The organism is Pseudomonas flavocrustae, assembly GCF_029872515.1.
In the GTDB taxonomy this organism is placed as follows: Bacteria; Pseudomonadota; Gammaproteobacteria; order Pseudomonadales; family Pseudomonadaceae; genus Chryseomonas; species Chryseomonas aestiva.
The window spans coordinates 544,807-569,071 of sequence record NZ_JAPDIQ010000001.1 but is presented as its reverse complement, the minus strand read 5'-3'; the positions used below and the strand labels follow the sequence as shown (position 1 = coordinate 569,071).

Below are 24,265 nucleotides of genomic sequence, written 5' to 3'. Positions count from 1 at the left end.
ACGCTATCGAGCCGCCGGGGCAAGGCTGTTAGCATGTAATACAGACTATCATGTGTTAATACGCCTTGTTCTCATCCACTCCCCTTCCCGTCGGTCGCCGCGGATGACCGGGCGCAGCCTCTTCATCCTCGGCTGCGCCGCGGTCCTGCTGCTGCTGGTGATGGCTGCCAGCCTGGCGCTCGGCGCCACCGCCATCCCGCTGGTCGACGTCTGGCAGGCACTGGGCCAGGGCTGCAGCGAGCCGGCCTGTCTGATCGTGCGCGAAGCGCGGCTGCCGCGGACCCTCGCCGGTCTGCTCGCCGGCGCGGCGCTGGGCGTGGCCGGCACCCTGATGCAGGCGCTGACGCGCAATCCCCTGGCCGACCCGGGCATCCTCGGCGTCAACGCCGGTGCCAGTTTCGCCGTGGTGCTGGGCATCGCCCTGTTCGGTGCCAGCGGTCCCGAGCAGTACCTGGGCTTCGCCTTCGGTGGCGCCCTGCTGGCCAGCCTGGTGGTACTGCTGGCCGGTATCGCCGGTGGCGGTGGCTTCAACCCGATGCGCCTGGTGCTGGTCGGGGTGGCCCTGGGCGCCATGCTCGAAGGTGTCAGCTCGGGCATCGCCCTGCTCGATCCCCAGGTCTACGATCAGCTGAGATTCTGGCAATTCGGCTCCCTGGACGTGCGGCAGCTCGACCTGCTGCGCAGCGCCAGCCTGCCGGTGCTGGGCGGCGTGGTCATCGCCCTGCTGCTGGCTCCGGCGCTCAATGCCCTGAGCCTGGGCAGCGATCTGGCCGTGGCCCTCGGCACCCGGGTCCGCCAGACCCAGTTGCTTGGCCTGCTGGCCATCACCCTGCTCTGCGGGGCCGCCGCAGCGGCGGTCGGACCCATCGCCTTCGTCGGCCTGATGGTGCCGCACCTGGGTCGCTGGGCCATCGGCGAAGACCATCGCTGGCTGCTGCCCTTCGTCCTGCTGTTCACTCCCAGTCTGCTGCTGACGGCCGATATCGTCGGCCGCCTGCTGGTCACCAACGAGCTGCGGGTCTCGGTGGTGACCGCTTTCCTCGGCGCGCCGCTGCTGATCTGGCTGGCGCGCCGTCAGCGCCAGGGAGGCCGGGCATGAACCGCCCCGGTCGCCTGCGCCTGCCCGGCGTGCTGTTCGCCCTGCTCGGCGGCGCGCTGTTGTTGGCGCTGTTCGCCCTGGGCAGCGGCAGCCTGGCCCTGAGCCCTTCCCAGGTGCTGGCCGCGCTGCTCGGCGAGGCGCCGCGCGGCATCGAACTGGTGGTCACCCAGTGGCGCCTGCCGCGGGTGGCCCTGGCGCTGCTGATCGGCGCCGCCCTGGGCCTCAGCGGCGCGCTGTTCCAATCGCTGCTGCGCAATCCCCTCGGCAGCCCGGACATCATGGGCTTCAACACCGGCGCCTACAGCGGGGTGCTGGTCGCCCTGGTGCTGTTCCAGGCCAGCATCCTCTGGAGTACCACCGCCGCCCTGATCGGCGGCCTGCTCAGCGCGGCGCTGGTCTATGCCCTCACCTGGCGGGGCAGCGGCGTGGATACCCTGAGACTCATCATCGTCGGCATCGGCGTGCGCGCCCTGCTGATGGCGCTCAACACCTGGCTGATCGTCCACGCCTCCCTGGAGGCCGCCTTCAGCGCCGGCCTGTGGAGCGCCGGTTCGCTCAACGGCCTGACCTGGGGCAAGGCCTGGCCGGCGGTGGTCTTCATCCTGCTGGCGGGTGCCGCCAGCCTGGCGCTGAGTCGCCGGCTGTTCCTGCTGGAAATGGGCGACGACACCGCCTGCGCCCTGGGCGTGCCGGTGGAGCGCACCCGGTTGTCGCTGCTGGGCCTGGGGGTGGTGCTCACCGCCGCCGGCACCGCGGTGGCCGGACCGATCTCCTTCATCGCCCTGGCCGCGCCGCAGATCGCCCGCCGCCTGACCGGCACCCAGCGCCTGGCGCTGCCCGCCGCCGCCCTCACCGGCGCGGTGCTGCTGCTGGGCGCGGATCTGCTCGCCCAGCGCCTGTTCCTGCCCTATGTCCTGCCGGTGGGCCTGGTCACGGTGAGCCTGGGTGGGCTCTACCTGATCGGCCTGCTCATCTGGGAGTCCCGCCGCTCATGAACGACGCCCCCGCTTCACGCCTGCACGCCGAGCGCCTGACCCTGGGCTACGGCCGCAAGCTGATCGCCGAAGACCTGTCGCTGACCATTCCCGACGGCGAGCTGACGGTCATCATCGGCCCCAACGGCTGCGGCAAGTCGACCCTGCTGCGCACCCTCAGTCGACTGCTGGCGCCCAGCCAGGGCCAGGTCTGGCTGGACGGCCAGGCGATCCAGAGCTATCGCACCAAGGAGGTGGCCCGCCGCCTGGGCCTGCTGCCGCAGAGCTCCCAGGCCCCGGGTGACATCTCGGTGCGCGACCTGGTGGCCCGCGGACGCTATCCGCACCAGACGCTGTTTGGTGGCGTGCGCGCCGACGATGAACGCGCGGTGACCCACGCCATGCAGGCCACTGGTGTCTTCGAACTGGCCGACCGGGCGGTGGACACCCTCTCCGGAGGCCAGCGCCAGCGGGTATGGATCGCCATGGCCCTGGCCCAGGAAACCCCGCTGCTGCTGCTCGACGAGCCCACCACCTGGCTCGACATCACTCACCAGATCGACCTGCTGGAATTGCTGGAAGACCTCAATCGCCAGCAGGGCCACACCCTGGTGATGGTGCTGCACGACCTCAACCACGCCTGTCGCTACGCCACTCACCTGGTGGCCATGCGCGACGGCAAGGTACTGGCCACCGGCCGCCCGCGCGAGGTGGTCACCCCCGCGCTGATCAAGGCGGTCTACGACCTGGACTGCCTGATCATCGACGACCCGGTGGCCGGGACTCCCATGGTGGTGCCCCTGGCGCGGCGCTCGGCTGGCTAGAGTCCTTTCAACGCCCGATTCAGTACCGGGCCGATCTGCGCCAGCTGGGCCGGGGCGATGATGTCGACGTGGGCGCAGTCCACCTCGTGGGCTTGCAGGCGGGTGATCCAGGGCGCCCAGGTGGCCTTGACGTCCATTCCCGCCGGCAGGGTGCGGCGGGCGACGAACATCAGCGCCTCGCCGTCGAAACGCGCGCTGCGCGCCGAGGCCAACAGCCGCACCGAATCGGCGTAGTTGCCCTCGATGGTGGCGAACAGCTCCGCCCCCTCCCCCAGCGCCGGATCGGCCAGGCCCTGCTGGGCGGCGAGGAAGGCCTCGCGCTCGCGATTGACCTCGGCCAGCACTTCCGGGTCCAGCTCGCGCTGGCCTTCGCGCTCCTGCCAGTTCTGGGTTTCCGGCGGATAGGTGTCGAGCAGGCCGAGGAAGGCGACCTCTTCCCCTGCCGCCTGCAACCGCGCCGCCAGGCCCTGGGCCAGGGTGCCGCCCAGGGAATAGCCGAGCAGATGATAGGGGCCGTGCGGCTGTACCTCGCGCAGGGTGCGCAGATGGCGCTGGAGGACGGCTTCCAGATCGGCGCCCTGGGCCAGGGGACCGTCCGGACGCGGCGACTGAATACCGAGCAGCGACCAGCGCGGATCCAGGTGGCGCTGCAGCACGCTGAATTGCCAGGCGAAGCCCGAGGCCGGATGGAAGCAGAACAGCGTCGGGCCGTCGCCCGGGCGCAGCGGCAGCAGGGTCTCGAAGCCGGCCCGCGCTGCGCTGGCCGCGTCCTGCTCCAGCTGCCGCGCCAGGCGGGCAATACTGGAGGCCACCATGATCTGGCCGATGGATACCGGCCGCCTCAGGCGCCGGCGCAGGTTGGCCGCCAGGGTCATGGCCAGCAGCGAATGGCCACCCAGGGCAAAAAAGTCATCGTCCGCGCCGACAATGGCGCAGCCGAGCACCTCGGAAAAGGCTGCCGCCAAGTCGCTTTCCAGCCCCGGCGCCAGGGGACGGCTCGCGGCCCTGGCCACGCCCTGGGGCGCCGGCAGGGCCTTGCGATCCAGCTTGCCGGTGGCGCCCAGGGGCAAGGCCTCCAGCTCGACCAGCGCCACCGGCACCAGATGCGGCGGCAGGCTTTCGCCCAGCCGCGCCCGCAGGCGCTCCAGGTCCAGCGCGGCACCTGGCTGGGCGATCAGATAACCCACCAGCTGACGGGCATCGCCGCCGGTGGTAACGGCCGCCTCGCCCAGCACCCGGGCGTGGGTGACCGCCTGGGCCACGCCGGGCAGCGCCAGCAGGGCATGATCGATTTCCGCCAGTTCGATGCGCTGCCCCCGGATCTTCACCTGATCGTCGCTGCGGCCCAGGTATTCGACGACGCCCTCCGGCAGCCAGCGCGCCACGTCGCCGGTGCGATACAGCCGCTCGCCCTGCCCGCCCGGTGCGGCGATGAAACGCGCCGCGGTCAGTTCGGGGCGACCCAGATAGCCATCGGCCAGCTGCACCCCGCTCAGATAGAGTTCTCCCGCCACACCCGGCGGGACCGGTCGCAAGCGTTCGTCGAGGACGTGCAGCCCGGTGTTCCACACCGGCTTGCCGATGGGCACGCTGCTGCCGGTGACGGCCGCCAGGGCGGCGCCGTGGGCCGGATGATAGGAGACGTCCACCGCGGCTTCGGTGGGGCCATAGAGGTTGTGCAGGGGCGCGCCGACGCGGCGCTCCCAGGTACGAGCCAGCTCGGTGGGCAGCGCCTCGCCGCTGCAGAACACCTGGCGCAGGCTGGCGCAGCGGGCTACCGCGGCCGACTCGTCCAGGCTGGCGACGAAGGCCGCCAGCATCGAGGGCACGAAGTGCACCGTGGTCACCCGTTCGCGGGTGAACAATTCCTGCAGCGCCAGGGGATCGCGATGGGCCTCGGGCGGCGCCAGGTACAGCCGGGCGCCCACCAGCAGCGGCCAGAAGAATTCCCAGACCGACACATCGAAGCTGCTCGGCGTCTTCTGCAAGACCGTGTCGCCGGCGCCAATGGGATAGCTGTCCTGCATCCACAGCAGGCGATTGACGATGGCGGCATGGCCGACCATTACGCCCTTGGGGCGGCCGGTGGAGCCGGAGGTATAGAGCAGATAGGCCGGATCGCCTGGACGCGGTCCGGCGAACACCGGCTCGTGGTCCAGCGCCTCCAACGGCGCATCCAGAATCAGCACCCGATCCTCGCCCAGCCCCGGGAAGCGCTCGCGCTGGCTGGCATCGGTTACCAGCACCCGGGGTCGCGCGTCGTCGAGCATCAGCTGCAGGCGCTCGTCGGGATAGCCGCTGTCCAGCGGCAGGTAGGCGGCGCCCAGTTCGAGCGTCGCCAGCAGCGCCAGGGACAGGAACACCGAACGCGGCAGGGCCACCGCGACGATGTCGCCCCGCCCTACCCCGGCATGGCTCAGCCGCTGGGCCAGCGCCAGCACCTGCTGGCGCGTCTCTCGATAGCTGAAGGCACGCTGCAGATCGGCCAGTGCCGGCGCAGCAGGGCTGCGCGCCGCCTGGTCGGCGAGCAGGGTCGCCAAGGTAGCCTCGGGCAGCGACTGCCTGGTCGCATTGATTTCGGCCAGCCAGGCGCGATCCGCCGGGGCCAGCAGGTCTCCAGCGCCCAGGGCCAGACCGGGCTGCTCGGCGAACTGCCCGGCCAGCAGGCCGAACCGCTCCACGTGCCCCTGCAACAGATCGGCGGCGTAGCGCTCGGCGTTGCCCAGCAGCTTGATATCAAGGGCGCCGCTGGCCTCCAGGTAGAGGGCGATCTCCAGGTCGCGCACCGGCCCCGAGGCCAGTTCGTGGGTGACGCCCGGCACCCCGGCGAAATCCAGGGCGAAATCGAACAGCTTGAGGTTGATGACCGGTCCGGTCAGCGGCTCGGCATCGCCCGGACGGCCAAGATCGCGGGCGATCTGCTCGGCGTCGTAGCGCTGGTGACGGCGCACCTTCTTCAGCTCGGCGGCCAGCATGGCGGCGAGTTGCGGCAGCGTCTGGATCGAGTCGGTGCGCACGCCCAGGGGCAGAACGTTGAGCGTCGCGCCTCCGGATTTGAGCGCCACCGAACCCATGCGTCTCATGAAGATGAAGCCGGCGCTGAAGGCCGGCTGGCCACTGAGGCGCGCGAACCAGGTAGCGGCCAGGGCCACAGCCAGATCGGCCGGCGTCACGCCCTGGGCCCTGCCCTGCTCGGCCAGCCTGGTGAAGACCGCGGCAGGCACCCGGGCGCGGGCTTCCACCACGCGTGGGGTCGGCACCTGCCCTGCCAGACCACCCGGCGCCAGGGACGCCGCCGGCGGCAAGGCCGCGCCACGCTCGCGCCAGAAGGCTTTGTCGCGCTCGCGGACGGCCGACTGCTTATAGTCCTGATATTCGCGCACCACCTCGGCAAAGGACACGAACGGCGAGGCCTCGGTCGTCTCGCCCCGCACCATGGCGCTGTACAGGGCCGCTACCCGCTTGGCCAGGGCCGCGAAGCCATAGCCATCGATCAAGAGGTGGTGATAGCGCTGGTACCAGAACAGGTGATCGTCGCCCAGCTGGTAGATCCGGTTGAGCCACAGCGGACCGCCACTGGTGGCGCGCAGGTCACCGTCGAGATCGGCGCGGATGGCCGCGCGCGCTACGACTTCCGGATCGGCTGCCCCACGCAGGTCCAGCCACTCGGGCGCAGGGATGGCCATGTCGCTGTCGATCCACTGCACCAGCTCGCCCTCGCGCTCGGCGAACGTCAGCCGCAGACTGTCCAGTTCCCCCAGGCCCTGGACGATGGCCGCCATCAGCGCCTGGGCGTCGATCGGCCCGCGCAGCTCGACCAGGTGGGCCACGGCGAAGGCGTTGGCATGGGGCGACAGCTGATCGGCCAGCCAGATGCCGGGCTGGGCAGCGACCAGCGGCAGCTCGGGAAAGCGTGAACGGGGCATGGAAGACACAGGAACTCCAGTCAGGAAGGCAGGGAGGCGACCGGGCGGACATCGCGCCAGTGGCTGGCGAGCCAGTCGTCGCAGGCCAGGCGCGGCGCCGGCCCGAACACCGGTTCCCAACCGGTGGGCACGGCCATGGCCTCTGGCCAGAGGCTGCATTGGCCGCGGGCATTGCGCAGGATCAACAGCACCTGGGCGGGATCGTCGAAGGGATTGGGGGCGTCCATCGGAGCTCCTGGAAAAGGGGGATTAGCGAGGGGCGTCGGCGAGCAGGGGTTGCCAGAGGCGGACCAGACCGTCGAGCAGCCCGCCGCGCCACCAGAGGGCATCATGGCCCCCATCGATCTCGCGATAGTCGAGGTCGTGACCCTGCTCGCGCAGGCGTGGGACCAGGGCGCGGGAGGCTTCGAGGATGGCCGGCTCGCGCAACCCGGCCTCGATGAACAGCCGCAAGGGATGCGTGCTCCCCTGCCCGCTCGCCAGTGCCTCGAACAGCCGTCCCGGCGCACCGCGCTGCGGCCACCAGAAGGAACCGGACTGGCTCAGGGCGCAGCCGAAGCGCTCCGGCCAGTGCAGCGCGGCATAGAGCGCCGCCAGACCGCCGAAGCTCTGCCCGGCGGCGACCGTCGAGGACGGTGACTGCGCATGAGGCGCCCAGTCGCGCACCTGCGGCAGCAGCTCTTCCTGCACCGCCAGCCAGAATTCGGGATTGCAGGGCAACTCGCTGCCACGCAGGGCGCGGTCGCTGTTGTCGATCAGCAGATAGACCGCCTCCGGCAGTTGCCCGGCAGCGGTTAGCTGCTGCAGAGGCGCGCCGATGGACATCGTCTGCGCCCAGAACTGTCCATCCAGCAGGATGGCCAGCGGCCGCTCCAAAGGGGTGGTAGTACCGGTGGCGAAGACCCATACCGGGCGGCTGTTGCCGAGCCGTGCACTCTGCCACTCGTACTGTTGCAGACTCGGCCAGGCCGCTGGCGCCAGGCTGCGGTCGGCATCGAAGGCCGCCCAGGCCGGCTGCGCAGGCGCCTCCGGCAGGTGCACGCCCGACACCGCCAGCCCGCGCCCACCCTGCCAGGCACGCCGGGGGTTGAGCGGGTCGGCCTGGGCCAGGGGAAAGACGCTGCGCCACCAGAGGCGGATGCCCTGGAGATCGGGCTGGGCCTCGCCTTCGAAGGGCGCCGGCTCCGCGCTGGGGATCAGGCAATAGCTGCCGCGCCAGCCGCCCTCCAGCTCGGTCTCCCAGGCCCAGACATCGCTGCCTGGCAGGCGCCGCAGGCTCTGCGGCAGGCCCGGTTGATGATGGTCGGTGACCCCGGTGACATTGAGCCAGACCCGCTGAGTGCTGGAACGCTCGGCCAGCCCTTCGGGATCGCGCCAGACAAAGGTCAGGCGATAGCGCCCGGCCACAGTGGGTTCGATCAGCGGCGTGCCGCGGCAGGCCACGGCCTGCCACCAGGGCTCGCTGCCGACATCGTCCCGCTGGAAGAGTGAATCTTTCATCGCATCTCGGTACATCGTGGAAGAGATCGTCACGGCGTGCAGCGCCTTGGCCGACCTGAGCCCGACTCAGGTCGGCCTGAACCTCAGAAGTCGTAACGCGCGCCGACCATCACGCTGCGCGAGGGGCCCTGGAAGTTGAAGGTGGAAACCGAACCTACGCGCGACCAGTATTCCTTGTCGAGGAGGTTGTTCACGTCCAGGGTCGCGGTGAGCTGCTTGGTGACCGGATAGGAGAACTTGGCATCCACCGTGGCATAGCCGGGGGCGGACACGGTGACCCCGGAGGTCTGGTTGGTCTGGGAGAAATCGCTCATGGCGGTCACCCCGCCACCGATGCTCAGCCCGGTCAGCGGACCACCCGCCAGGGTGTATTTGGTCCACAGCGAGGCCATGTGCTTGGGCATGGCTTCGAACAGGGTGTTGCCATCACCGCTGAGGTTCTGGGTATCCATGTAGGTGTAGCCGGCGAGCATTTCCCACTGCTCGGTGAGCTTGCCGCTGACCTCGATCTCGGCCCCCTTCACCCGCGTCTTGCCGGACGCTTCGGAATAGGTGGTGATCGCAAGACCATTGGCATCGAAAGGCGTGGACGCGCGATTCTCGTCGGTCAGCTGGAAGATCGACAGGCGCGCATTCATGTCGCCATTGAAGTAGCTGCCCTTGATGCCGACTTCGTACTGGTCGCCCTCGCGAGGATCGATGGCCTTGCCCTGGGCATCCAGCTCGCTCTGCGGCTTGTACACCTTGGAATAACTGGCATAGAGGGAATGGTAGTCGTCCAGGTCGTAGACGGTACCCAGATAGGGGGTGACGAAACCGCTGTGCTTCTGGCTCTCCCCCGCCTCGGCACCGCTGGCCAGGGTGGTGGTGTAGGCATCGCCCCTGTACCAGGAAACACGGGCGCCACCGATCAGCGCCAGGCGTTCGATGGGGCGGAAGGTGACCTTGGAATAGAGGCCGAATTCGCGATCCTCGCTGCTGAAGTCGGTCTGGTAGGCGCGCGCCGGCTTGGCGAAGCGGGTCGGCGAATAGCTGTTCACATTGACCGTACCCAGGACGCTGTTGCCGTTCTGGTAATCGGTGTCGTAGTGCTTGTAGTCGGTACCCACGACGAATTCGCTGACCTGACCCAGCGCCTCGAATGGCTGGCTGTAGCTGGCGTCGAGGGAATAGGCGTCCTGCTCGAAGTCCCGGGTGCTGGCACGAATGCTGGTATTGCCGTTGGCCTGCACCGCCCCGCCGGTGAAGGCATAGAGGTAATCCGCCTCCCGGTGCGACGCCCGCGCGGCGATGCGCCCATAGCCGCCGTTATCGAACCTGTGGGTCAGCTCGAAGATGCCGTCGGTGGTCTTGCCGTCGAAGTAGTTCCAGTCCGCTCCCAGGAAGCGCGATTGGCTGAAGTCCAGCAGATTGCCCTGGGCGTCGGTGGGATAGCCGTTGTGCGGGGTGAGGTTCTTGACCTGATGGATCAGGCCGAAGGAGATTTGGGTGGCGTCGGACAGGTCGATGTCCAGGTCGCCGTAGTAGCTCTGGTCGGTGTTGGCGTTGTAGTCCACCTCGCCATTGGTGTCGGCGCGAGAGGCGACGAAGCGACCGCGGACATTCTTGCTCTCGGTGAGCGGACCGGCCAGGTCGATCTCCTGGTAGTTGGTGTCCCAGGAGCCGTAGCGCCCGGTGATATGGCCCTGGAAGTCCTCGGTGCCGCGCTTGCGCACCATGTTGACGATGCCGCCCAGCTCGCTGGTGCTGTTGAACAGCCCCGAGGGCCCGCGCATGATCTCGACCCGGTCGAAGGGCGAAAGGATGGGCACGGTGCCGAAGATGCTGGTCATGGGCGCCGGCAGGCCGTCGATGTTGTATTCGTCGTACTCGTAACCACGCGAATAGATGGAGGAACGCCCGCTGTCGTTGGTCAGCACCCGCAGGCCGGCGGTGGACTTGGCCAGCTCGTCCAGGGTGTTGAAGTTGCGGTCCTTGATGTAGTCGCTGGTGTAAGAGGTGATCGACTGGGGAATGTCACGCAGGGCAGCCGGCGTCTTGGTGCCCACGGTCGCCGAATCCACGGTATAGCCGCCGGTCTGTTCCGAGGGCGCCATGTCGTAGAGGCGGTTGCCTTCGATGGTCAGGGTGTCCAGTTCCGTGGCGTTCTGCTCGGCCACCGTGGCGGCCAGGGCCGTCAGCGGAAAGGGAATCAGCGCGCCGATCAGGAGCAGCTGACGGAGAGCCCCGCGGCGAAGGCGGACGGGCTGGCAGAGGGTTCCTTGGGTGTTCATGGTGATCCTTGTGACCGTGGCGTTGCAGCCGACGCCGTGCACTTGAAGGCTGCTCTTCGCGGGATCCCGCGAGGGCCAGCACTTTAAATGATAAAAACTCTCATTATCAAATGTTACGGTAAGCAATAGCTGTTCGCATCGCGAATGCCAGGCAGCCGTGATCCACGTCCAGAGGTCAGGACGGCATCAGGAAGGAATGCAGGAAAGAGGCATCACCGGGCCGAAAAGGTCCGGTCACAGGATCGGGCTGATCCTGAACGGGCCGCGCAGTGCGAAGCCTGACGGTGGTTTAGAGGCCGGAGACCGCCGGGGTCTTGGCTGCCACCTGGCCGATCACCGGACTGGGCAGCCGGCAGACGATTTCGCCGATGGCGTTCATTCGCGCCAGGCCACCGTCACCCTTGCAGGCGTGATAGTCGGCGAGGTGTTCCGAGGGCGAGTTGCGCAGGCCCTGATCGACAGCGATCACCAACGCGATGACGCCCAGGCCCAGGGCGACGATTTCGAGCGTGCTGCGGGCACGATACCAGTGGATCGGTCGCGAAAGGCTCATGGCGGCTCCGGAGGCTGGACGAATGATGGCGAAGTGGCCCCTACTCTAATCGTCCTGGCCCGGATGTAAACAGCCGTTGCTCGCCTCGATGATGGCTGTCGTCGGCACGCCGAGGCCCGTTCACCGCGCCGCCGATCAGAGCCTTGCCCTGGCCCTCGTCCTCCTGCTCTCCGGATGTTCCGCCAACGAGAGCGTCACGACCTGATTTCGCGGGACAGCAAAGAAGGCGCTAAGCCCTCTTGCGGCAGGCCTTGCCTCTCGCTTCGCCCCCTCGACGGCCGGTCCTGAACCGACCGCCGACCGGGGTCGAGACTCAGGGATTTTCCTTGCCGGGCGTCTTGATATAGCCGGGCACGGCGGAATCGGGAGGCGTGTTGCGCCCCTCGGTGGCCGCGGCTTCATTGGCCTGGGCCCGGTCTTCCTGCGCCTTGGCCTGCTCCTTGGAGGCGCGCTCGACCTTGCCTTCGGCCGCCTTCTCCTGGGCCTTCTGGCTATGGGTCTGAGCGTCCTGGGCGTGGTCTTCGGAGGTCTTGTCGCACGCCGTCAGGGTTGCGGCGGTAGCCAGTACGAGGGAGCACAGCAGAGCTTTGGACATCGGGTAATCCTGAGAAAAGAGACCTTTCAGGGACCTGGCGAAGCCCGGATTGGTTTCTGGCCGAGCACTTCAGGATCGCAACCTGAGGTGTCCGTCGCACGGTGGCGCTATTCGAGCCCCCGACCCGTGCCTGGCCGTCAGGGGATGCAGCTGCCCGTCCAGCACGCGAAACGGCACGCCAGGCTCTGGCACGAGCGCTGGCGGGTGTCGACGACAGCTGATCGCCCGGCGCAGGCCGCACGTCTGCAGACCCTGCGGAAAGGTCAGGCGATAAGACTAGGCTGCGGGGATGTTGGCCATGGACAGGCATCGAGACGCACGATGACACCTGCCGCCAATGGCCTCCTGCCTCTACACCGATAACAAAGCAGGGAACAACCATGACGCTTCTTCAACGGGTAGTCGGCGGCATCGCTCTTCTGGTGCTGCTGCTGCTGGGTATCGTCGCCGTAAGCTTCACCAGTACCCAGTCCATCCATGAGCGGCTGGCGGTCATCACCGAGCAATCCGCGCCGCTCGGCCAGGCCGTCGGCGAAATCAACGTGCAGCTGCTGGGCGCCAACCAGACCCTGCTCAGCCTGCTGGCCGAGACCGATTCCGCGCCGATCGCCACGCACGAGCAGCAATTCCAGCAGCAGTTCGCCGACTACCTTCAGCTGCACCAGCGTTTGCCGGCGCTGTTGCGCGGCCACGACCCGCTGATCCAGGCGCTCGCTCAGGAGCAGAAGCTGGGCAACGCCTATGGCGACCAGGCAAAAATCCTCATCGACAGCTATCGCCAGCTGGTCGAGGTGCGCCGTGCCACCCGGACCCTGCAGGGCTATGCCACGCCGGAGGCCAATCGACTGTCCAGCTACCTGCAGGCCTACAGTGCGCAACAGAAGGCGGAAGGTGCCAGCGCGGCGGTTCGCGCCGCCCAGATGCTGCTGATCGAGACGGACAAGACCTATGCCGCCTTCGCCGCTCAGGCGGCCCGCCTGGATCTGCCAGGTCTGGCGGTGACGCTCAACCAGCAGCAGGATGTCATCACCGATCGGCTGCGCGCCCTGGCCGCCATCGACGAGCGCAGCGCGCGCATCGTGGGGGTGATGGTCACCCGTCTGCTGCACGAGATGACCGCGCCCGACGGCCTGCGCCAGGGCTATGAGCGGCAGGCCGCGGCCGAGGCCCAGTTCGACGCCCAGCGCCAGCGCACCGGCACCGCCCTGCAGGCGACCCTGGATGCGCTGCGCACCCTCAGCGCCGGTGCCGTCGCCGTGGCGCAACAAGCCAAGGGCGATACCGATGCCAGCGTGGCCACCAGCCGCCAGGTCCTGGCGATCGTTGCCCTGCTGGCGATCTGCGCCGCCGTGATCATCGGCCTGTGGGTCGCCCGCGGTCTGCGGCGACCGCTGCAGGCGTTCCGCGACTCGCTGCGCCAGGTCACGGCCGGCGATCTGCGGGTCCAGTTCGATGTGCGCCGCAAGGACGAATTCAGCGAACTGGGCGGCTATCTCAACGAGTTGATCCGTTCGCTGCAGACCACGGTGCAGACCCTCACCCAGTCGGCCGACGACCTCCGGCATACCGCCCTGGCCAATGCCGACATCAGTGCCAGTACCACCCGCGCCGTGGAGGAGCAGACCGAGCGGCTCGGCTCCGCCGCCTCGGCGATGACCCAGATGGAAAGCACCGTGGCCGAGGTGGCTCAGCGCGCCATCGACACCAAGGATGCGGTCGACCACACCTTCGAACTGAGCACGGCGACCGGCACCACCGTCGCCGAGACCATCGACAGCATCCAGCGCCAGGCACGGCAGATCCAGGTCGCCGCCCAGGCCACCGATGAATTGCAGGGCTATGGCCAGAGCATCGACGGCATCGTCGACGCCATCCGCAATATCGCCGAGCAGACCAATCTGCTCGCCCTCAACGCCGCCATCGAAGCCGCTCGCGCCGGTGAGCAGGGGCGCGGCTTCGCCGTGGTCGCCGACGAGGTACGTTCCCTCGCCAGTCGAACCCAGGCCTCCACCAGCGAGATCCAGCAACAGATCGAACAGATGCAGCAGAAGATCCATTCGGTGGTGGAAATCATGGGGGTGAGCCGCGCCCAGTCCGGGGAGTGCGTGCAACTGGCCTCCTCCGCCCGGGAAGCCCTGCAGAGCATGAGCCAGGCGGTCGGCACCATCCGCGAGATGAATACCCAGATCGCCGCCGCCACCGAAGAGCAGAGCGCCACCGTGCAGGAAACCAGCCGCATGATGGTGCAGATCAACGACGCCGCGCTCAGGGCTGCAGAAGGTGCCGACAGCGCCGCGCAGAGCAGCGAGGACCTCTCGCGCATGGCCAGCCGGCAGCGCGAGCTGCTGCAACGTTTCAGTGTCTGACCGGGGACCGACTCATGTTCAAGCCAAAGCTTCGCCTTCTCGCCGGTCTCGTGCTGGCCGCCACCTGCGCCAACCTGGCCCACGCCAGCGCCCCGCTGATCGGCGTCCTGACCTCCAAGCGCGACAACTTCCGCACCCTGCTGATCAACAATGTCGAGGAACGCGCCCATACCCTGGACGCCGACGTCTTCCTGGAAAACGCCAACAGTGACAGCGCCCTGCAGTTGCGCCAGTACCGCAACCTGATCGCGGCCCATGTCGATGCGGTCATCGTCAATCTCATCGACGACAGCCATACCCAGGAGATGCTGTCGCTGGCGATGAGCAGCAAGGTGCCGCTGGTGTTCATCAACTATCGTCCCAGCGTCTCTCCCCTGCCCGCCTATGCCGGCTTCGTCGGCTCGGACGAGGTAGAGGCCGCGACGATGCAGATGGAGGAGCTGGCTCGCCGTGCCGGCTACAAGGGCAAGGTGGCCATCCTGATGGGCGAACCGGCCCACCCGGCGACCAAGCTGCGCACCGAAAGCGTCGAGAAGGTCGTCGCCAAGTACCCCGACATGCAGGTGGTGGTGAAGGCCTCGGCCAACTGGCAGCGCAGTGAGGCGACCGAACGCGTTCTGCAGTGGGTCGACAAGGGCGTGGCCTTCGATATCGTCGCCGCCAACAACGACGAGATGGCCATCGGCGCGATCCGCGGTCTGGAAAAGGCCGGCAAGCCGCTTTCGAAATACCTGGTGGGCGGCATCGACGGCACCCCCGACGGGCTGCAGGAGATGCGCGAGGGCAAGCTGGCGGTCAGCGTGCTGCAGGACGCCAAGGGCCAGGGCCAGGGCGTGGTGGACATGGCCCTGCGGCTGGCCAACGGCTCCACCAGCAGCAATCTCACCCAGGTCCCCTTCCAGCTGATCACGCCGGACAATCTGGCGTCCTTCTAGCCCTCACGGCAGGAGGCTGTCCGTTTCCGGCAGCCTCCTGCCCGGGCCAGGCGCCCTGCCCTTTCGGACAGCCAGGACGCCTTTCCTCAGAAGCGCCAGCTGAGCCGGGCGTTGAGGTCCTGGTCCTTGGTATGGCTGCTCAGCTGACCCTCATAGCCCAATCCGAGCGACACCGTCTCGCTCAGCGCCAGGTCCAGGGCGCCACGCACCACCGCCGCGTCCCGCGCAATGGGTGCCCCCACCAGCTTGAAGTCCGGGCCACCGGCAAAGGCCGACTCGTGCTCGGGGGTGGTGTCGCCAAAGGCATGGCGCCAGCCCAGGGTTGCGCTCGGCACCACCTTCAGCCCACCGAGTGGCTTGGCCGCCAGGCGCAGGCCCAGGGTGCTGAAGGTCGCATCGGTGGTTTGCCGCCGACTGTCCAGTTCCAGCGCACCGCTGCGCTCGCGAAAGGCATCGGTCTGCAGATGCACCCGGGCCAGATTGGCGAAGGGCTCCAGACTCAGGCCGCCCTGCTCGATCCGATAGGCCAGTTCGCCGAAGGCCTGGCTGGTACCGGCATCGTAGTCCGGCGCCAGGCGCTGGTCGTTACCGAGGATCGCCAGGTTGCGCCGCGCTTCCACCGAGTGCCAACTGTGGGCCAGGCCCAGCTTGAGGCTGAGGGCGTCCCACTGCTGGCCAGCATAGAGGCCCAGGTGGTAGTCGGTGCTGTCCGCCGAACCGGACTCGCCGCGCAGGTCGAGATCGGTGTGACCGAAGCCCACCAACCCGCCGACGCGCCAACCGCTGTCCAGGGGTACGTCGCTGCCGATCAGCAGGCCACGGCTGTGGCTGCCCAGGCTGCTGGCGTCGTGACTGCCGTCGTTGCGACCCCAGGCGCCAAGGGCCTGGGTCCAGACCAGACCGCGCTCGCGACTGCCGGCCAGCCCCTGGATGCCGGAGCCGGACGGCAGCTCGTCCTGGGCGTCGCTCAGGCGATCGCTCATGGCATTGCGTACCAGCCGGCTGTTTTCCACCAGTACGGTCTTGGTCGAGGCGTGCAGCTCGTTGCCCAGGCTCTGGAAGGTGCTCCGGGCGCCGGCGGCGTTGGTCGCGGCCACCTGATTCCACAAGGCATTGCCGGCACCGGCGTTATCCAGGCCCATTGCGGCGGCGCGGGCGTTGCGGCCCTCGGCCAGCTCGGCGAAGGCCACGCCATTGCGCGCCAGGCTCAGGGTCGCCTGGTTGGCGCCATAGCTCAGGGTCGGGGTGAGGAAGGCGAAGTCGGACTGGATCTGGCCGAAGCGGCCGCTCAGGCCATTGCCCGCGCTCAGCAGCTGATAGCTGCCCAGCGGCTGCCAGGAGGGGCTGGAAACCAGCGCCAGGGTGGCGCCGTCGACGGTGATGCTGCCACTGGCCACCAGGCGATCGGCGCGGCCGCTGGCATCGGTCTCGACCTGATAGATCGAGCCCTGGTCGAGGACGGCGTTGCCGTTAACGTTGAGTTGCCCCACCGAGTTGCCGGGCGCGAGGATGCCGCCCTCGGCCACGCGCAGGCTGGCGAGACTGCCGGTGCCGCCAAGGATGGCGCCCGTGTTGACGGTGACCGCCGAATTACCGAGGTTGCCGTTAATGGCCAGGCGACCCCGGTTGACGCGGGTGGTACCGGAAAAGTCGCTGTTGCCGGTCAGGCTCAGGGAGCCGTCCCCGGTCTTCACCAGGCTACCGCTACCGTGCAGGTTGTTGACCAGGCTGCTGTTGACCGACTGATCCAGCACCAGGGTGGCGTTGTCGGTGATGTCGCCGCTGCCGAAGGCCTGGGCATGGCCACGCAGGGTGCCGCCATTGATCACCGTCCCGCCGCTGTAGGTGTTGACGCCGCTGAGGGTGAGTTCGCCGCTGCCGTTCTTGGTCAGGCTGCCGCTGCCAGCGATGTTATTGCGCCAGGCGTCGCGGGCGTTGAAGCCACCCTGGCTGGCCTCCATGTTGACGCTGACATTGCCGGTGAAGGCCGCGTAGCCGTCGGCCGCGGCCATCAGGTTGAGGCGACCGTAGCCGTTGGATTCGTCGATGACCACATAGCCGGAAGACAGCTCGGTGCTGGCCAGGATGTCGCGGCGCTGACTGGCGGTGAGATAGGGAAAGCGCGTCTCCAGCAGCACCTCGGCGTTGATCGGCACCACCGGCGCCAGGTTGGTCGGACCGACGGGAGCGAAGCCGTAGGTCATACGGGCGGTGTACAGCGCCTTGTCCTGGGCGTGCTGGGACTGCTGGTCGGTGGCCGGATCGATGCCGTCCACGCAGGTGTTGATGTCGCCGCCGCACTGCTGGGCGAAGTAGGCCTGGGCCTGGGCGAAGGCATCGCTGCGCAGCTGGGCGTTGTTGACCAGGTTGTCGATGGCGAAATAGGTGGCGGTGATGCGGCCACCTATCACGTCCAGCGGCGAGTGCATGCCGGCGACGATGCGGTTGTTGCCCAGCTCCGAGGCGCGGAAGAGTTCTTCACCCAGGCGCTGGGGTACGGCGTAGCCGAAGCCCATGGCCGCCAGGTAGGCCGCGTTGGTATGGCCGCTGGGAAAGCCGCCGTCGCTCTGCGGTGTGGTGCTGAGCGCCGGACGCAACGACAGCGGCACGATGTCCACGCTGGCTTGCCGCCAGGGCCGCGGATACTGGTAGGCGTTCTTCGCCGGAGTGGTGGAGGCATCGTTGCGGATCGCCTGGACCAGCTGCACCACCTTGCCCAGTTGCGTGTTGGCGTCGCCGGCACCGTTGCCGTTGTCGTTGTACTTGGTGGTCTGGGTGGAGGCGTCGAACACCGGGATGGTGGTGAAGGCGCCGGAGCCGGCCAGGTAGCCATTGGCCAGGGAACCCAGGCCGCTGATCAGGCTGTAGCTCTGGTCACGGCGGTCGTCGTAGTAGGCCGCTATCTCCTGGGCCTGGGTGCGGGCTTTCGCGAGGTCGACCACGTATTGGATATTGCGCTGCAGGATGGGCGCCCCGAAGGCGGTGGGCGTGCCGGTGTTCCAGGTGGCGCCGGGGGTCCAGAGCCTGTTGTAGCCTGACAGCAGGTCGACGCCATTGATGGCGTTGTTGCCCGAACGGCTGGCCGCCTGCACCGAAAGCGCCAACAGCGAGGCCGCGAACGCGACCGTCAACACCGCGGGTTTGTTACCTGAACGTTTCACCAGCTCTTCTCCTTGGCCCTGTGGATACAACTTGTTACAAGCTGTCTTGGGGCGGCGAGCCTAGAGCGGTGATGTGACGGTGTGGCGGCGATTTGGAGGCAGTTTCACAACATCTCATGACCATCGGGACCGCGATCTGGCGCCCGGCCGGGAAAGGATCGCGGTGTGGTGGATGGCAGGGACGCGCTAGCCGCGGCGCAACCTGTCCAGATCGCACCAGAGGTGCAGCTTGGTAAGCAAGCCATCCCCCACGGCGATCGCCAGCGGCTCGCTGCCGAAGAGGTTGAAGCCCGCCTGCCGGTACAGCGCCAGCGCGGCATCATTACCCTCGGTCACCGTGAGCTGAACGACCCTGAGCCCGGGCAACCCCTGCGCATGGGTCAGGAGTTCGTCCAGCAGGCCCTTGGCGATTCCCAGACGCCGGTAACGATCAGGGACGTACAGCCCGAACAGGGTCGCCTTGTGCCGGACCTTTTCCCGCGTCTCGCGGCCAAGACCGACAACGCCCAGCAGCTCCGCGCCCCGGGTTGCGCCCCAGACGAGCTCTTGTGCCTGGTCATCCTCTTGCAGCCGACGCTCCCACCAGTCGAGCGGCAGCGCCGCCCGCTCCTCGGGGCTGGAGGTGAAGGCTTCCGGATGTCGGGCATAGGCGTCCAGCATCAGTTGCCGGTAGACGGGGGCCCAGGCAGGCCCCAGGCGCTGGATATTCATGGTCAACCTCCTTCCAGCGCCAAGCCGCTTGCGAAGCCGGCGCTCTGTCATGACCGCTCAGAAATCGTCGTAGCTGACCTTCCAGAACAGGTCGATGCTGCCGTCATCGCGATGGGCCACGATCAGGCCTTCGGTCTCGCCAAAGGCTTCAAGCAACAATTCCCAGTCCTCGCTGCTCGCTTCCAGGCGCTCCACATGCACGTGCTTGTCGATGACCCCGCGCGCGTTGTTCACCAGCCGCGACACCCGCATCGTCAGGCGATCATAGGAGGTCAGCTGGGATGGCTGGCTCTGGGCCATGGGCGCGGGCTCCATAACTGTTCTTTTATACAGTAGTTCTCGACCGAGGCGATTGGCAAGTCGCCCGGCTCCCTGATCCGCCGGCAGCCCCTGGAGGTCTACGCCGGAGGACCCTTTTTGCCCAGTGTCCGCCCGCGAGGAAACCCGGGTTCCCCATGATGGCGACACGCCGTCCATCCAGGAATAGCCACCAGCCATCTCTGGAAAAGGTGTGACATGGATCACTTTTTCTTGGCTAGGGTCAGACCCATCCACAACGCTCAGGGCGCTCTTGATGCGCGCCGCGCCCCCCGCGAGCAGCGACTGACGGCACCTCCATGGCGTCAGGTATTCAGAGCCCGTCCAAGGGCTTAAAGCTATCGTGATAACAAATCACCGTTAATCCGGCTGAGGTGCTTCCACCCGGCCCTCCTCTCCAGGTAGTCCACATGCAGCACAATGGCTGGAATTTCCTCAGCAACATCAGCGTCCGGGCCAAGCTGGCACTCGGCTTCTCCCTGCTCATCGGCATGATCCTGCTGGTGGCCTACACCGGATGGCAGGCTACCGACGCCCTGCGCGATCGGAGCGAAAGAATCGGCGACATCTCCGGATTCAGCACCTTGGCGCGCGATATGCGCATCGAGCGACTCGTCTACATCGTCAAGGCCGACGAGGCCCAGGCGGCCAAATGGCTGGCCGCGCTCGACAAGCTCGAAGCCCAACTGCAGAGCATCATTCCCAACTTCAACTCGAAGGCCAACGAGGCTTTGCTGAGCGAAGCCCAGGCCGCACTCAAGCGCTATCGGGACTTCTACACCCAGGTAGTGACGGCCACGCGGGAGCGTGCGACCGTCCAGCAGGCAGCGACCGCCACGGCGGAAGCGGCCAACACCTATCTGCTGGCCCTGGCCACGGCGGCCAATGCCCAGGAAGGGCGAGTCGAAGACCGTCAGCAGGTAGCGGCCCTCTTCATCGACCTGCAGCGGATGCGCATTGCCCTGCGTAGCTATGCCACCACGCCCACCAAGGACAACGAGGCCGCTGCCCATGGCGCCCTGGACGGTATCCAGGCAAAGGTCAAACAACTCGCTACGACCAGCACCCTGCCGACCGAGGCGTTGCAGAAGCTTGGCAGCGAACTCGACGGCTACCAGCAGCGCCTGCAACAGCTGATCACCACCCAGGCCCAGGTGGACCAGGGTCAGGCCGGTATCACTACCACCATCACCACGCTGCTGTCGGTCGCCGACAAGCTCACCGCGATCCAGAAGGAATTCCAGCTGACGGATGTGAGCGGTGCACGCCAGCTGCTGCTGGTGTGGCTGACCATCGCGATCGCTCTGGGCCTCCTGGGCGCCTGGCTGATCACCCGCTCCATCGTCCGCCCGCTGAAGGACACCGTTCTCCTGGCACAGACGGTCGCCAACGGCGACTTCACCCGTCAGCTGGAGGTGACCCGCAAGGATGAACTGGGCGCGCTGCAGATCAGCATGCAGCAGATGACCACCAACCTCCGCGGACTCATCGGCGAAGTGAAGGATGGCGTCGTCCAGGTCGCCAGTGCCGCCGAGCAGCTGTCGGCGGTAACCGAGCAGACCAGTGCCGGGGTGCAATCCCAGAAGGTCGAGACCGATCAGATCGCCACCGCGATGCAGGAAATGACGGCGACCACCCACGAAGTGGCGCGCAACGCCGGGGCCGCCGCGCGCTCGGCGCTGGAGGCCAGTCAGCAGGCCCAGCAGGGAGACCAGGCCGTCAACAAGGCCGTCGCCCAGATCGAACTGCTGGCCGGCGAAATGGCGTCGACCAAGATCGCCATGGCCGCCCTGCGCGATCATGCCGACAGCATCGGTGGCGTGCTCGACGTGATCAAGGCGGTTTCCGAGCAGACCAATCTGCTGGCGCTCAATGCCGCCATCGAAGCCGCCCGCGCCGGCGAGGCGGGACGCGGCTTCGCCGTGGTCGCCGACGAGGTCCGCGGCCTGGCGCAGCGCACCCGCTCCTCGACGGACGAGATCGCCCAGCTCATCACCGGTCTGCACCAGAGCACCGACCGCATGGCGGCGGTGCTCGACCATAACGTGCAGTTGACCGACAGCAGCGTCGGCCTGTCGCGCGAAGCGGGCGAGCTGCTCAAGCGCATCACCCGCTCGGTCAAGGACATCGAGTCGATGAACGAGCAGATCGCCTGCGCCGCGGAGCAGCAGGGCACGGCGGGTGAAGAAATCAGCCGCAGCGTGACCAACGTCCGCGACATCTCCGAGCAGACCGCCGCCGCCAGCGAGGAGACCGCCTCCTCGAGCACGGAGCTGGCGCGCATCGGTGTCCGGCTGCAGGAAATGACCCGCCGCTTCCAGGTCTGACAACAGCCCGAGCCCCTGCCGCAGCAGCCTGCGGCAGGGGCTCGCACCGTCAGGTTCTCCAACTCAACCGCCGGTCATTTCGGCTGAATCCCTGCACCAGCGGCCGGTCACTAGGTGCCATCATATTGATATTATCAATGTCACTTATCGCACATTGATATCTCTTCTGTCAGTCCAGGTCACGCATGAAAACCTCACCAGAACTGGGTCGGCTTGTCGATCAGACGCTTGCTGTGCCGGTCGGGCCCTTTGCCTTCGTCTCGGTGCTGGAGCGCCTGTTTCAGCTGGATATCCACAAGCAGCGCACGCGGCACCTCACTCGCTGCCTGCTGATCGGCACCCTGAGCTACGACAGCTTTCTGATCTGGTGGTGGCTCCTGCTGCAAGACGCCCTGCCCTGGGCGGCCGCCCAGATGCTGGGGATCGCCACCCCCTTCGCGCTGCTGGTCGTGGTGCTGCTGCAGGTGGTGCCGACACGTTGGCGCGAAACCCTGGCCTCGCTGCCGTTCTATGTCGGCCTGGTGGTGGTCTACAACATGGTGATCAACGGCCCACCGGGCAGGGAGATGAATCAGACACTGTTCATCTTCACCTGGCCGCTGATGCTGGCCTTCGTCAACACCTGCATGAAGAGTCCGCTGCTGCCGGCCCTGCTGTTCAACGGCTTCGCCCTGTCGGTGATCGCCCTTGCCGTCCATGAAGCGCCGGTGTCACCAATCGTCGGCGGGCTGATGATGACCAACGCCATCGTGATGGCGTTCTTTTCGCTATTGGCCAGTTACTGGCTCAACGTCGAAGGGCGCCGCTCCTACCTCTACAAGCTGCGCGAAGAAGTCCGCCTGGCGTCTCTCAATTCGGCCAATCAGGATCTGCAGATCCTTTCGGAAACCGACTCCCTCACCGGGCTGGCCAATCGTCGTCAGCTCCGCCCGCTCCTCGAAGACTTCTGGCAACGCCGCCTGGCCGGAGAGCAAGGCGCCGTGCTGCTGATCGACGTGGATCACTTCAAGCGCTACAACGACTACTACGGCCACCTCGCCGGGGATGACTGCCTGCGCTCCGTGGCCAAGGCCCTGGCGGTCGGGCTGGGCCCGGGTGACAGGATCGGTCGCTATGGTGGCGAGGAGTTCGTCGTCCTCCTGGACCGGGTCGGCCCGGCCGAGGCGCTGGACGTGGCGGAGGCCATCCTGGAACGCGTTCGCGACCTGCAGATCCCGCACCAGGGGCGTCAGGACGACAAGACCCGGGTCACCGTCAGCATCGGCATCGCCCGCAGTGGCCTGGCCGGTCTGAGCAGCGCCGACGACCTGCTGGACTGTGCCGACCGCGCGCTCTATCGCGCCAAGCGCGAGGGCCGGGACCGGGTCTTCGAAGGGGGCGTCGATGCCATCCTGGGCGCACCGCTCGACCATGCCGCGCTGCTCACCCCGGAGGATGTCCGCAAGGGACTCGCGAGCAACGAATTCCTGCTGCACTACCAACCCATCTATCGCGTCGATCCCCGGCAGGTGACGGGTTACGAAGCGCTGCTGCGCTGGCAGCATCCGACCCTGGGCATGGTCTCGCCGGAGGTTTTCATCCCGCTCGCGGAACAGGGCAATTTCATCATCGCCCTGGGCGAGTGGGTGGTGAAGGAGGCCTGTCTCGCGGCCAGTCAGTGGCCTCCACACCTGAGCATCTCCATCAACCTGTCGCCGCTGCAATTCGCCGATCCCATCCTGCATGAGCGGGTATCCGCGGCCCTCAGGCTCTCGCGCCTGGCGCCCAACCGCCTGGTCCTGGAGGTCACCGAAGGGGTGGAACTGGTCATAGATACCAAGACCCGCCAGTCCTTCGCCCTGCTCCAGCTGCTGGGCATCCGCATGGCCCTGGACGACTTCGGCAGCGGCTTTGCCGGCCTCGGCCCCATCCTCGAACTGCCCTTCCAGCTGATCAAGCTCGATCGCCGGATCCTGGCGATCGAGGACGAGGAACAGCGTGGCCAGGTCCTGACCTCCCTGTTGCTGCTGGGCAAGGCCATGAAACTCGAGGTGCTCTGCGAAGGCGTGGAAACCCCTGAACAACTGGCGCAGCTGCAGCAGCTGGGCGTCCGGCTCGCCCAGGGGTATCTGCTGGGCAGACCCGCGGCGGCTCCTAGCGGTCAGGAATTCCAGCTTACGGCGTCGCTGGAAGCCTGACGCCTAGCGCTAACCGACTTCCGGCGCCCTGCCGGGGGCCGGCGGCGATGCCCTGCCTACGGTTCGTCTAGAAGATCGCCAGGCTATCCAGCACCGCCGTGCAGAGCGCGCTTCCATAGGTGACCACGCCTAGCGGTACCCCTACCGCAGCGCCCAGGATCAGGGCGCAGACCAGCAGCGCCACCAGCGGTATCCCGAACACGGGCTGCACCAGGAAATGGCCGCCGCTGCTATCCCCCGCGGCTTTTGCCTTGGACGTCTCTGCCGGATTGGCGGCTTCGGACCGGGCGCGGGTGGGCTGCCCGGGCGGCTGACGTCCTGGCCTGGCCTTGCCTTCCATCTCGATCAGATCGGCGATATCGGCGAGGGTCCCGCTGTTGCGGGTGATCTGCTCATGAGCAGCGCGGAGGGAATCGGGCTTGGCCGTGCGGCCTGCACCGCGAGGAGGTCTTCGTGAGGCGGTCATAGTGCAAGAAACGGCGGAGAAGGTGCTTAGGATGACACAGTCTGAGGTTAAGGCTATTAA

General features: G+C 67.3%; 17 protein-coding genes and 2 pseudogenes. 9 read left to right on the top strand and 10 right to left on the bottom strand.

The features are described from left to right. Positions 1 to 103 precede the first annotated feature (103 nt). The 3 genes from fepD to OMP44_RS02660 are packed head-to-tail and all read left to right on the top strand — an operon-like array spanning position 104 to position 2,897. Positions 104 to 1,099 (top strand): Fe(3+)-siderophore ABC transporter permease, encoded by a 996-nt coding sequence (fepD, locus tag OMP44_RS02670; protein ID WP_280306300.1) that lies wholly within the window; start codon positions 104 to 106, stop codon positions 1,097 to 1,099. After that, positions 1,096 to 2,094, top strand: coding sequence for an iron-enterobactin ABC transporter permease (gene fepG / locus OMP44_RS02665; RefSeq protein WP_280306299.1), 999 nt, complete (start codon positions 1,096 to 1,098; stop codon positions 2,092 to 2,094). Before fepD ends, fepG begins: the two co-directional genes overlap by 4 nt. Beyond that, positions 2,091 to 2,897, top strand: coding sequence for an ATP-binding cassette domain-containing protein (locus tag OMP44_RS02660; protein ID WP_133861186.1), 807 nt, complete (start codon positions 2,091 to 2,093; stop codon positions 2,895 to 2,897). The genes fepG and OMP44_RS02660 overlap by 4 nt, the downstream gene beginning before the upstream one ends. Here the strand turns inward: OMP44_RS02660 and OMP44_RS02655 are convergent. From OMP44_RS02655 to OMP44_RS02630, 6 genes are all read right to left on the bottom strand, one after another. Continuing rightward, positions 2,894 to 6,823 (bottom strand): enterobactin synthase subunit F, encoded by a 3,930-nt coding sequence (locus OMP44_RS02655; protein ID WP_280306296.1) that lies wholly within the window; start codon positions 6,821 to 6,823, stop codon positions 2,894 to 2,896. The genes OMP44_RS02660 and OMP44_RS02655 overlap by 4 nt on opposite strands. Positions 6,824 to 6,843: 20 nt before the next feature. Then, complete coding sequence (locus OMP44_RS02650) at positions 6,844 to 7,050, bottom strand: MbtH family protein (RefSeq protein ID WP_280306295.1); 207 nt, start codon at positions 7,048 to 7,050, stop codon at positions 6,844 to 6,846. Between the two features lie 22 nt (positions 7,051 to 7,072). Further along, a complete protein-coding gene (fes, locus tag OMP44_RS02645) occupies positions 7,073 to 8,323 on the bottom strand; it encodes an enterochelin esterase (RefSeq protein WP_280306293.1) in 1,251 nt (416 codons plus the stop codon). A gap of 83 nt (positions 8,324 to 8,406) precedes the next feature. Then, complete coding sequence (locus OMP44_RS02640) at positions 8,407 to 10,596, bottom strand: TonB-dependent siderophore receptor (protein ID WP_187979754.1); 2,190 nt, start codon at positions 10,594 to 10,596, stop codon at positions 8,407 to 8,409. A gap of 289 nt (positions 10,597 to 10,885) precedes the next feature. Further along, complete coding sequence (locus OMP44_RS02635; RefSeq protein ID WP_133861191.1) at positions 10,886 to 11,149, bottom strand: hypothetical protein; 264 nt, start codon at positions 11,147 to 11,149, stop codon at positions 10,886 to 10,888. 313 nt (positions 11,150 to 11,462) lie between these two features. After that, entirely contained in the window at positions 11,463 to 11,744 is a 282-nt protein-coding gene (locus OMP44_RS02630; protein ID WP_133861192.1) for a hypothetical protein, read from the bottom strand. A 380-nt stretch (positions 11,745 to 12,124) separates the two neighbouring features. Between OMP44_RS02630 and OMP44_RS24855 the strand changes: the two are divergent. From OMP44_RS24855 to OMP44_RS02620, 3 genes and pseudogenes are all read left to right on the top strand, one after another. Then, positions 12,125 to 13,252, top strand: a pseudogene (locus OMP44_RS24855) (HAMP domain-containing protein); the annotation flags it as partial. Positions 13,253 to 13,396: 144 nt separating this feature from the next. After that, positions 13,397 to 14,110, top strand: a complete 714-nt coding sequence (locus OMP44_RS24850; protein WP_431312624.1) for a methyl-accepting chemotaxis protein — start codon at positions 13,397 to 13,399, stop codon at positions 14,108 to 14,110. Between the two features lie 14 nt (positions 14,111 to 14,124). After that, a complete protein-coding gene (locus OMP44_RS02620) occupies positions 14,125 to 15,045 on the top strand; it encodes a substrate-binding domain-containing protein (RefSeq protein WP_280306288.1) in 921 nt (306 codons plus the stop codon). 86 nt (positions 15,046 to 15,131) lie between these two features. On the opposite strand, the gene OMP44_RS02615 is transcribed toward OMP44_RS02620, so the two are convergent. The 3 genes from OMP44_RS02615 to OMP44_RS02605 form a co-directional block, all read right to left on the bottom strand. Further along, a complete protein-coding gene (locus tag OMP44_RS02615; protein WP_431312623.1) occupies positions 15,132 to 18,176 on the bottom strand; it encodes an autotransporter domain-containing protein in 3,045 nt (1,014 codons plus the stop codon). 216 nt (positions 18,177 to 18,392) lie between these two features. Beyond that, a complete protein-coding gene (locus OMP44_RS02610) occupies positions 18,393 to 18,917 on the bottom strand; it encodes a GNAT family N-acetyltransferase (protein ID WP_348529674.1) in 525 nt (174 codons plus the stop codon). A gap of 57 nt (positions 18,918 to 18,974) precedes the next feature. Then, positions 18,975 to 19,217 (bottom strand): DUF1654 domain-containing protein, encoded by a 243-nt coding sequence (locus OMP44_RS02605; RefSeq protein WP_252977162.1) that lies wholly within the window; start codon positions 19,215 to 19,217, stop codon positions 18,975 to 18,977. 428 nt (positions 19,218 to 19,645) lie between these two features. Between OMP44_RS02605 and OMP44_RS24845 the strand changes: the two are divergent. The 3 genes and pseudogenes from OMP44_RS24845 to OMP44_RS02595 all read left to right on the top strand — a co-directional run. Then, positions 19,646 to 20,704 (top strand): annotated as a pseudogene (locus OMP44_RS24845) (methyl-accepting chemotaxis protein); the annotation flags it as partial. Continuing rightward, entirely contained in the window at positions 20,690 to 21,562 is an 873-nt protein-coding gene (locus OMP44_RS24840) for a methyl-accepting chemotaxis protein (protein ID WP_431312622.1), read from the top strand. The pseudogene OMP44_RS24845 and the gene OMP44_RS24840, both read left to right, overlap by 15 nt. 185 nt (positions 21,563 to 21,747) lie before the next feature. Then, complete coding sequence (locus tag OMP44_RS02595; protein ID WP_280306283.1) at positions 21,748 to 23,739, top strand: putative bifunctional diguanylate cyclase/phosphodiesterase; 1,992 nt, start codon at positions 21,748 to 21,750, stop codon at positions 23,737 to 23,739. A gap of 67 nt (positions 23,740 to 23,806) precedes the next feature. On the opposite strand, the gene OMP44_RS02590 is transcribed toward OMP44_RS02595, so the two are convergent. Continuing rightward, complete coding sequence (locus tag OMP44_RS02590; RefSeq protein ID WP_280306282.1) at positions 23,807 to 24,205, bottom strand: hypothetical protein; 399 nt, start codon at positions 24,203 to 24,205, stop codon at positions 23,807 to 23,809. Between the last annotated feature and the right edge of the window lie 60 nt (positions 24,206 to 24,265).

What these genes read in the sequence shown, in the direction of transcription:
- OMP44_RS02595 (WP_280306283.1), top strand. Translation starts at nt 21,748, where the DNA reads ATGAAAACCTCACCAGAACTGGGTCGGCTTGTCGATCAGACGCTTGCT.
- OMP44_RS02660 (WP_133861186.1), top strand. Translation starts at nt 2,091, where the DNA reads ATGAACGACGCCCCCGCTTCACGCCTGCACGCCGAGCGCCTGACCCTG.
- fepG (WP_280306299.1), top strand. Translation starts at nt 1,096, where the DNA reads ATGAACCGCCCCGGTCGCCTGCGCCTGCCCGGCGTGCTGTTCGCCCTG.
- OMP44_RS02655 (WP_280306296.1), bottom strand. Translation starts at nt 6,823, where the DNA reads ATGCCCCGTTCACGCTTTCCCGAGCTGCCGCTGGTCGCTGCCCAGCCC.
- OMP44_RS02650 (WP_280306295.1), bottom strand. Translation starts at nt 7,050, where the DNA reads ATGGACGCCCCCAATCCCTTCGACGATCCCGCCCAGGTGCTGTTGATC.
- OMP44_RS02640 (WP_187979754.1), bottom strand. Translation starts at nt 10,596, where the DNA reads ATGAACACCCAAGGAACCCTCTGCCAGCCCGTCCGCCTTCGCCGCGGG.
- OMP44_RS02630 (WP_133861192.1), bottom strand. Translation starts at nt 11,744, where the DNA reads ATGTCCAAAGCTCTGCTGTGCTCCCTCGTACTGGCTACCGCCGCAACC.
- fes (WP_280306293.1), bottom strand. Translation starts at nt 8,323, where the DNA reads ATGAAAGATTCACTCTTCCAGCGGGACGATGTCGGCAGCGAGCCCTGG.
- OMP44_RS02590 (WP_280306282.1), bottom strand. Translation starts at nt 24,205, where the DNA reads ATGACCGCCTCACGAAGACCTCCTCGCGGTGCAGGCCGCACGGCCAAG.
- OMP44_RS24840 (WP_431312622.1), top strand. Translation starts at nt 20,690, where the DNA reads ATGCAGCAGATGACCACCAACCTCCGCGGACTCATCGGCGAAGTGAAG.
- OMP44_RS24850 (WP_431312624.1), top strand. Translation starts at nt 13,397, where the DNA reads ATGACCCAGATGGAAAGCACCGTGGCCGAGGTGGCTCAGCGCGCCATC.
- OMP44_RS02635 (WP_133861191.1), bottom strand. Translation starts at nt 11,149, where the DNA reads ATGAGCCTTTCGCGACCGATCCACTGGTATCGTGCCCGCAGCACGCTC.
- OMP44_RS02605 (WP_252977162.1), bottom strand. Translation starts at nt 19,217, where the DNA reads ATGGCCCAGAGCCAGCCATCCCAGCTGACCTCCTATGATCGCCTGACG.
- fepD (WP_280306300.1), top strand. Translation starts at nt 104, where the DNA reads ATGACCGGGCGCAGCCTCTTCATCCTCGGCTGCGCCGCGGTCCTGCTG.
- OMP44_RS02620 (WP_280306288.1), top strand. Translation starts at nt 14,125, where the DNA reads ATGTTCAAGCCAAAGCTTCGCCTTCTCGCCGGTCTCGTGCTGGCCGCC.
- OMP44_RS02610 (WP_348529674.1), bottom strand. Translation starts at nt 18,917, where the DNA reads ATGAATATCCAGCGCCTGGGGCCTGCCTGGGCCCCCGTCTACCGGCAA.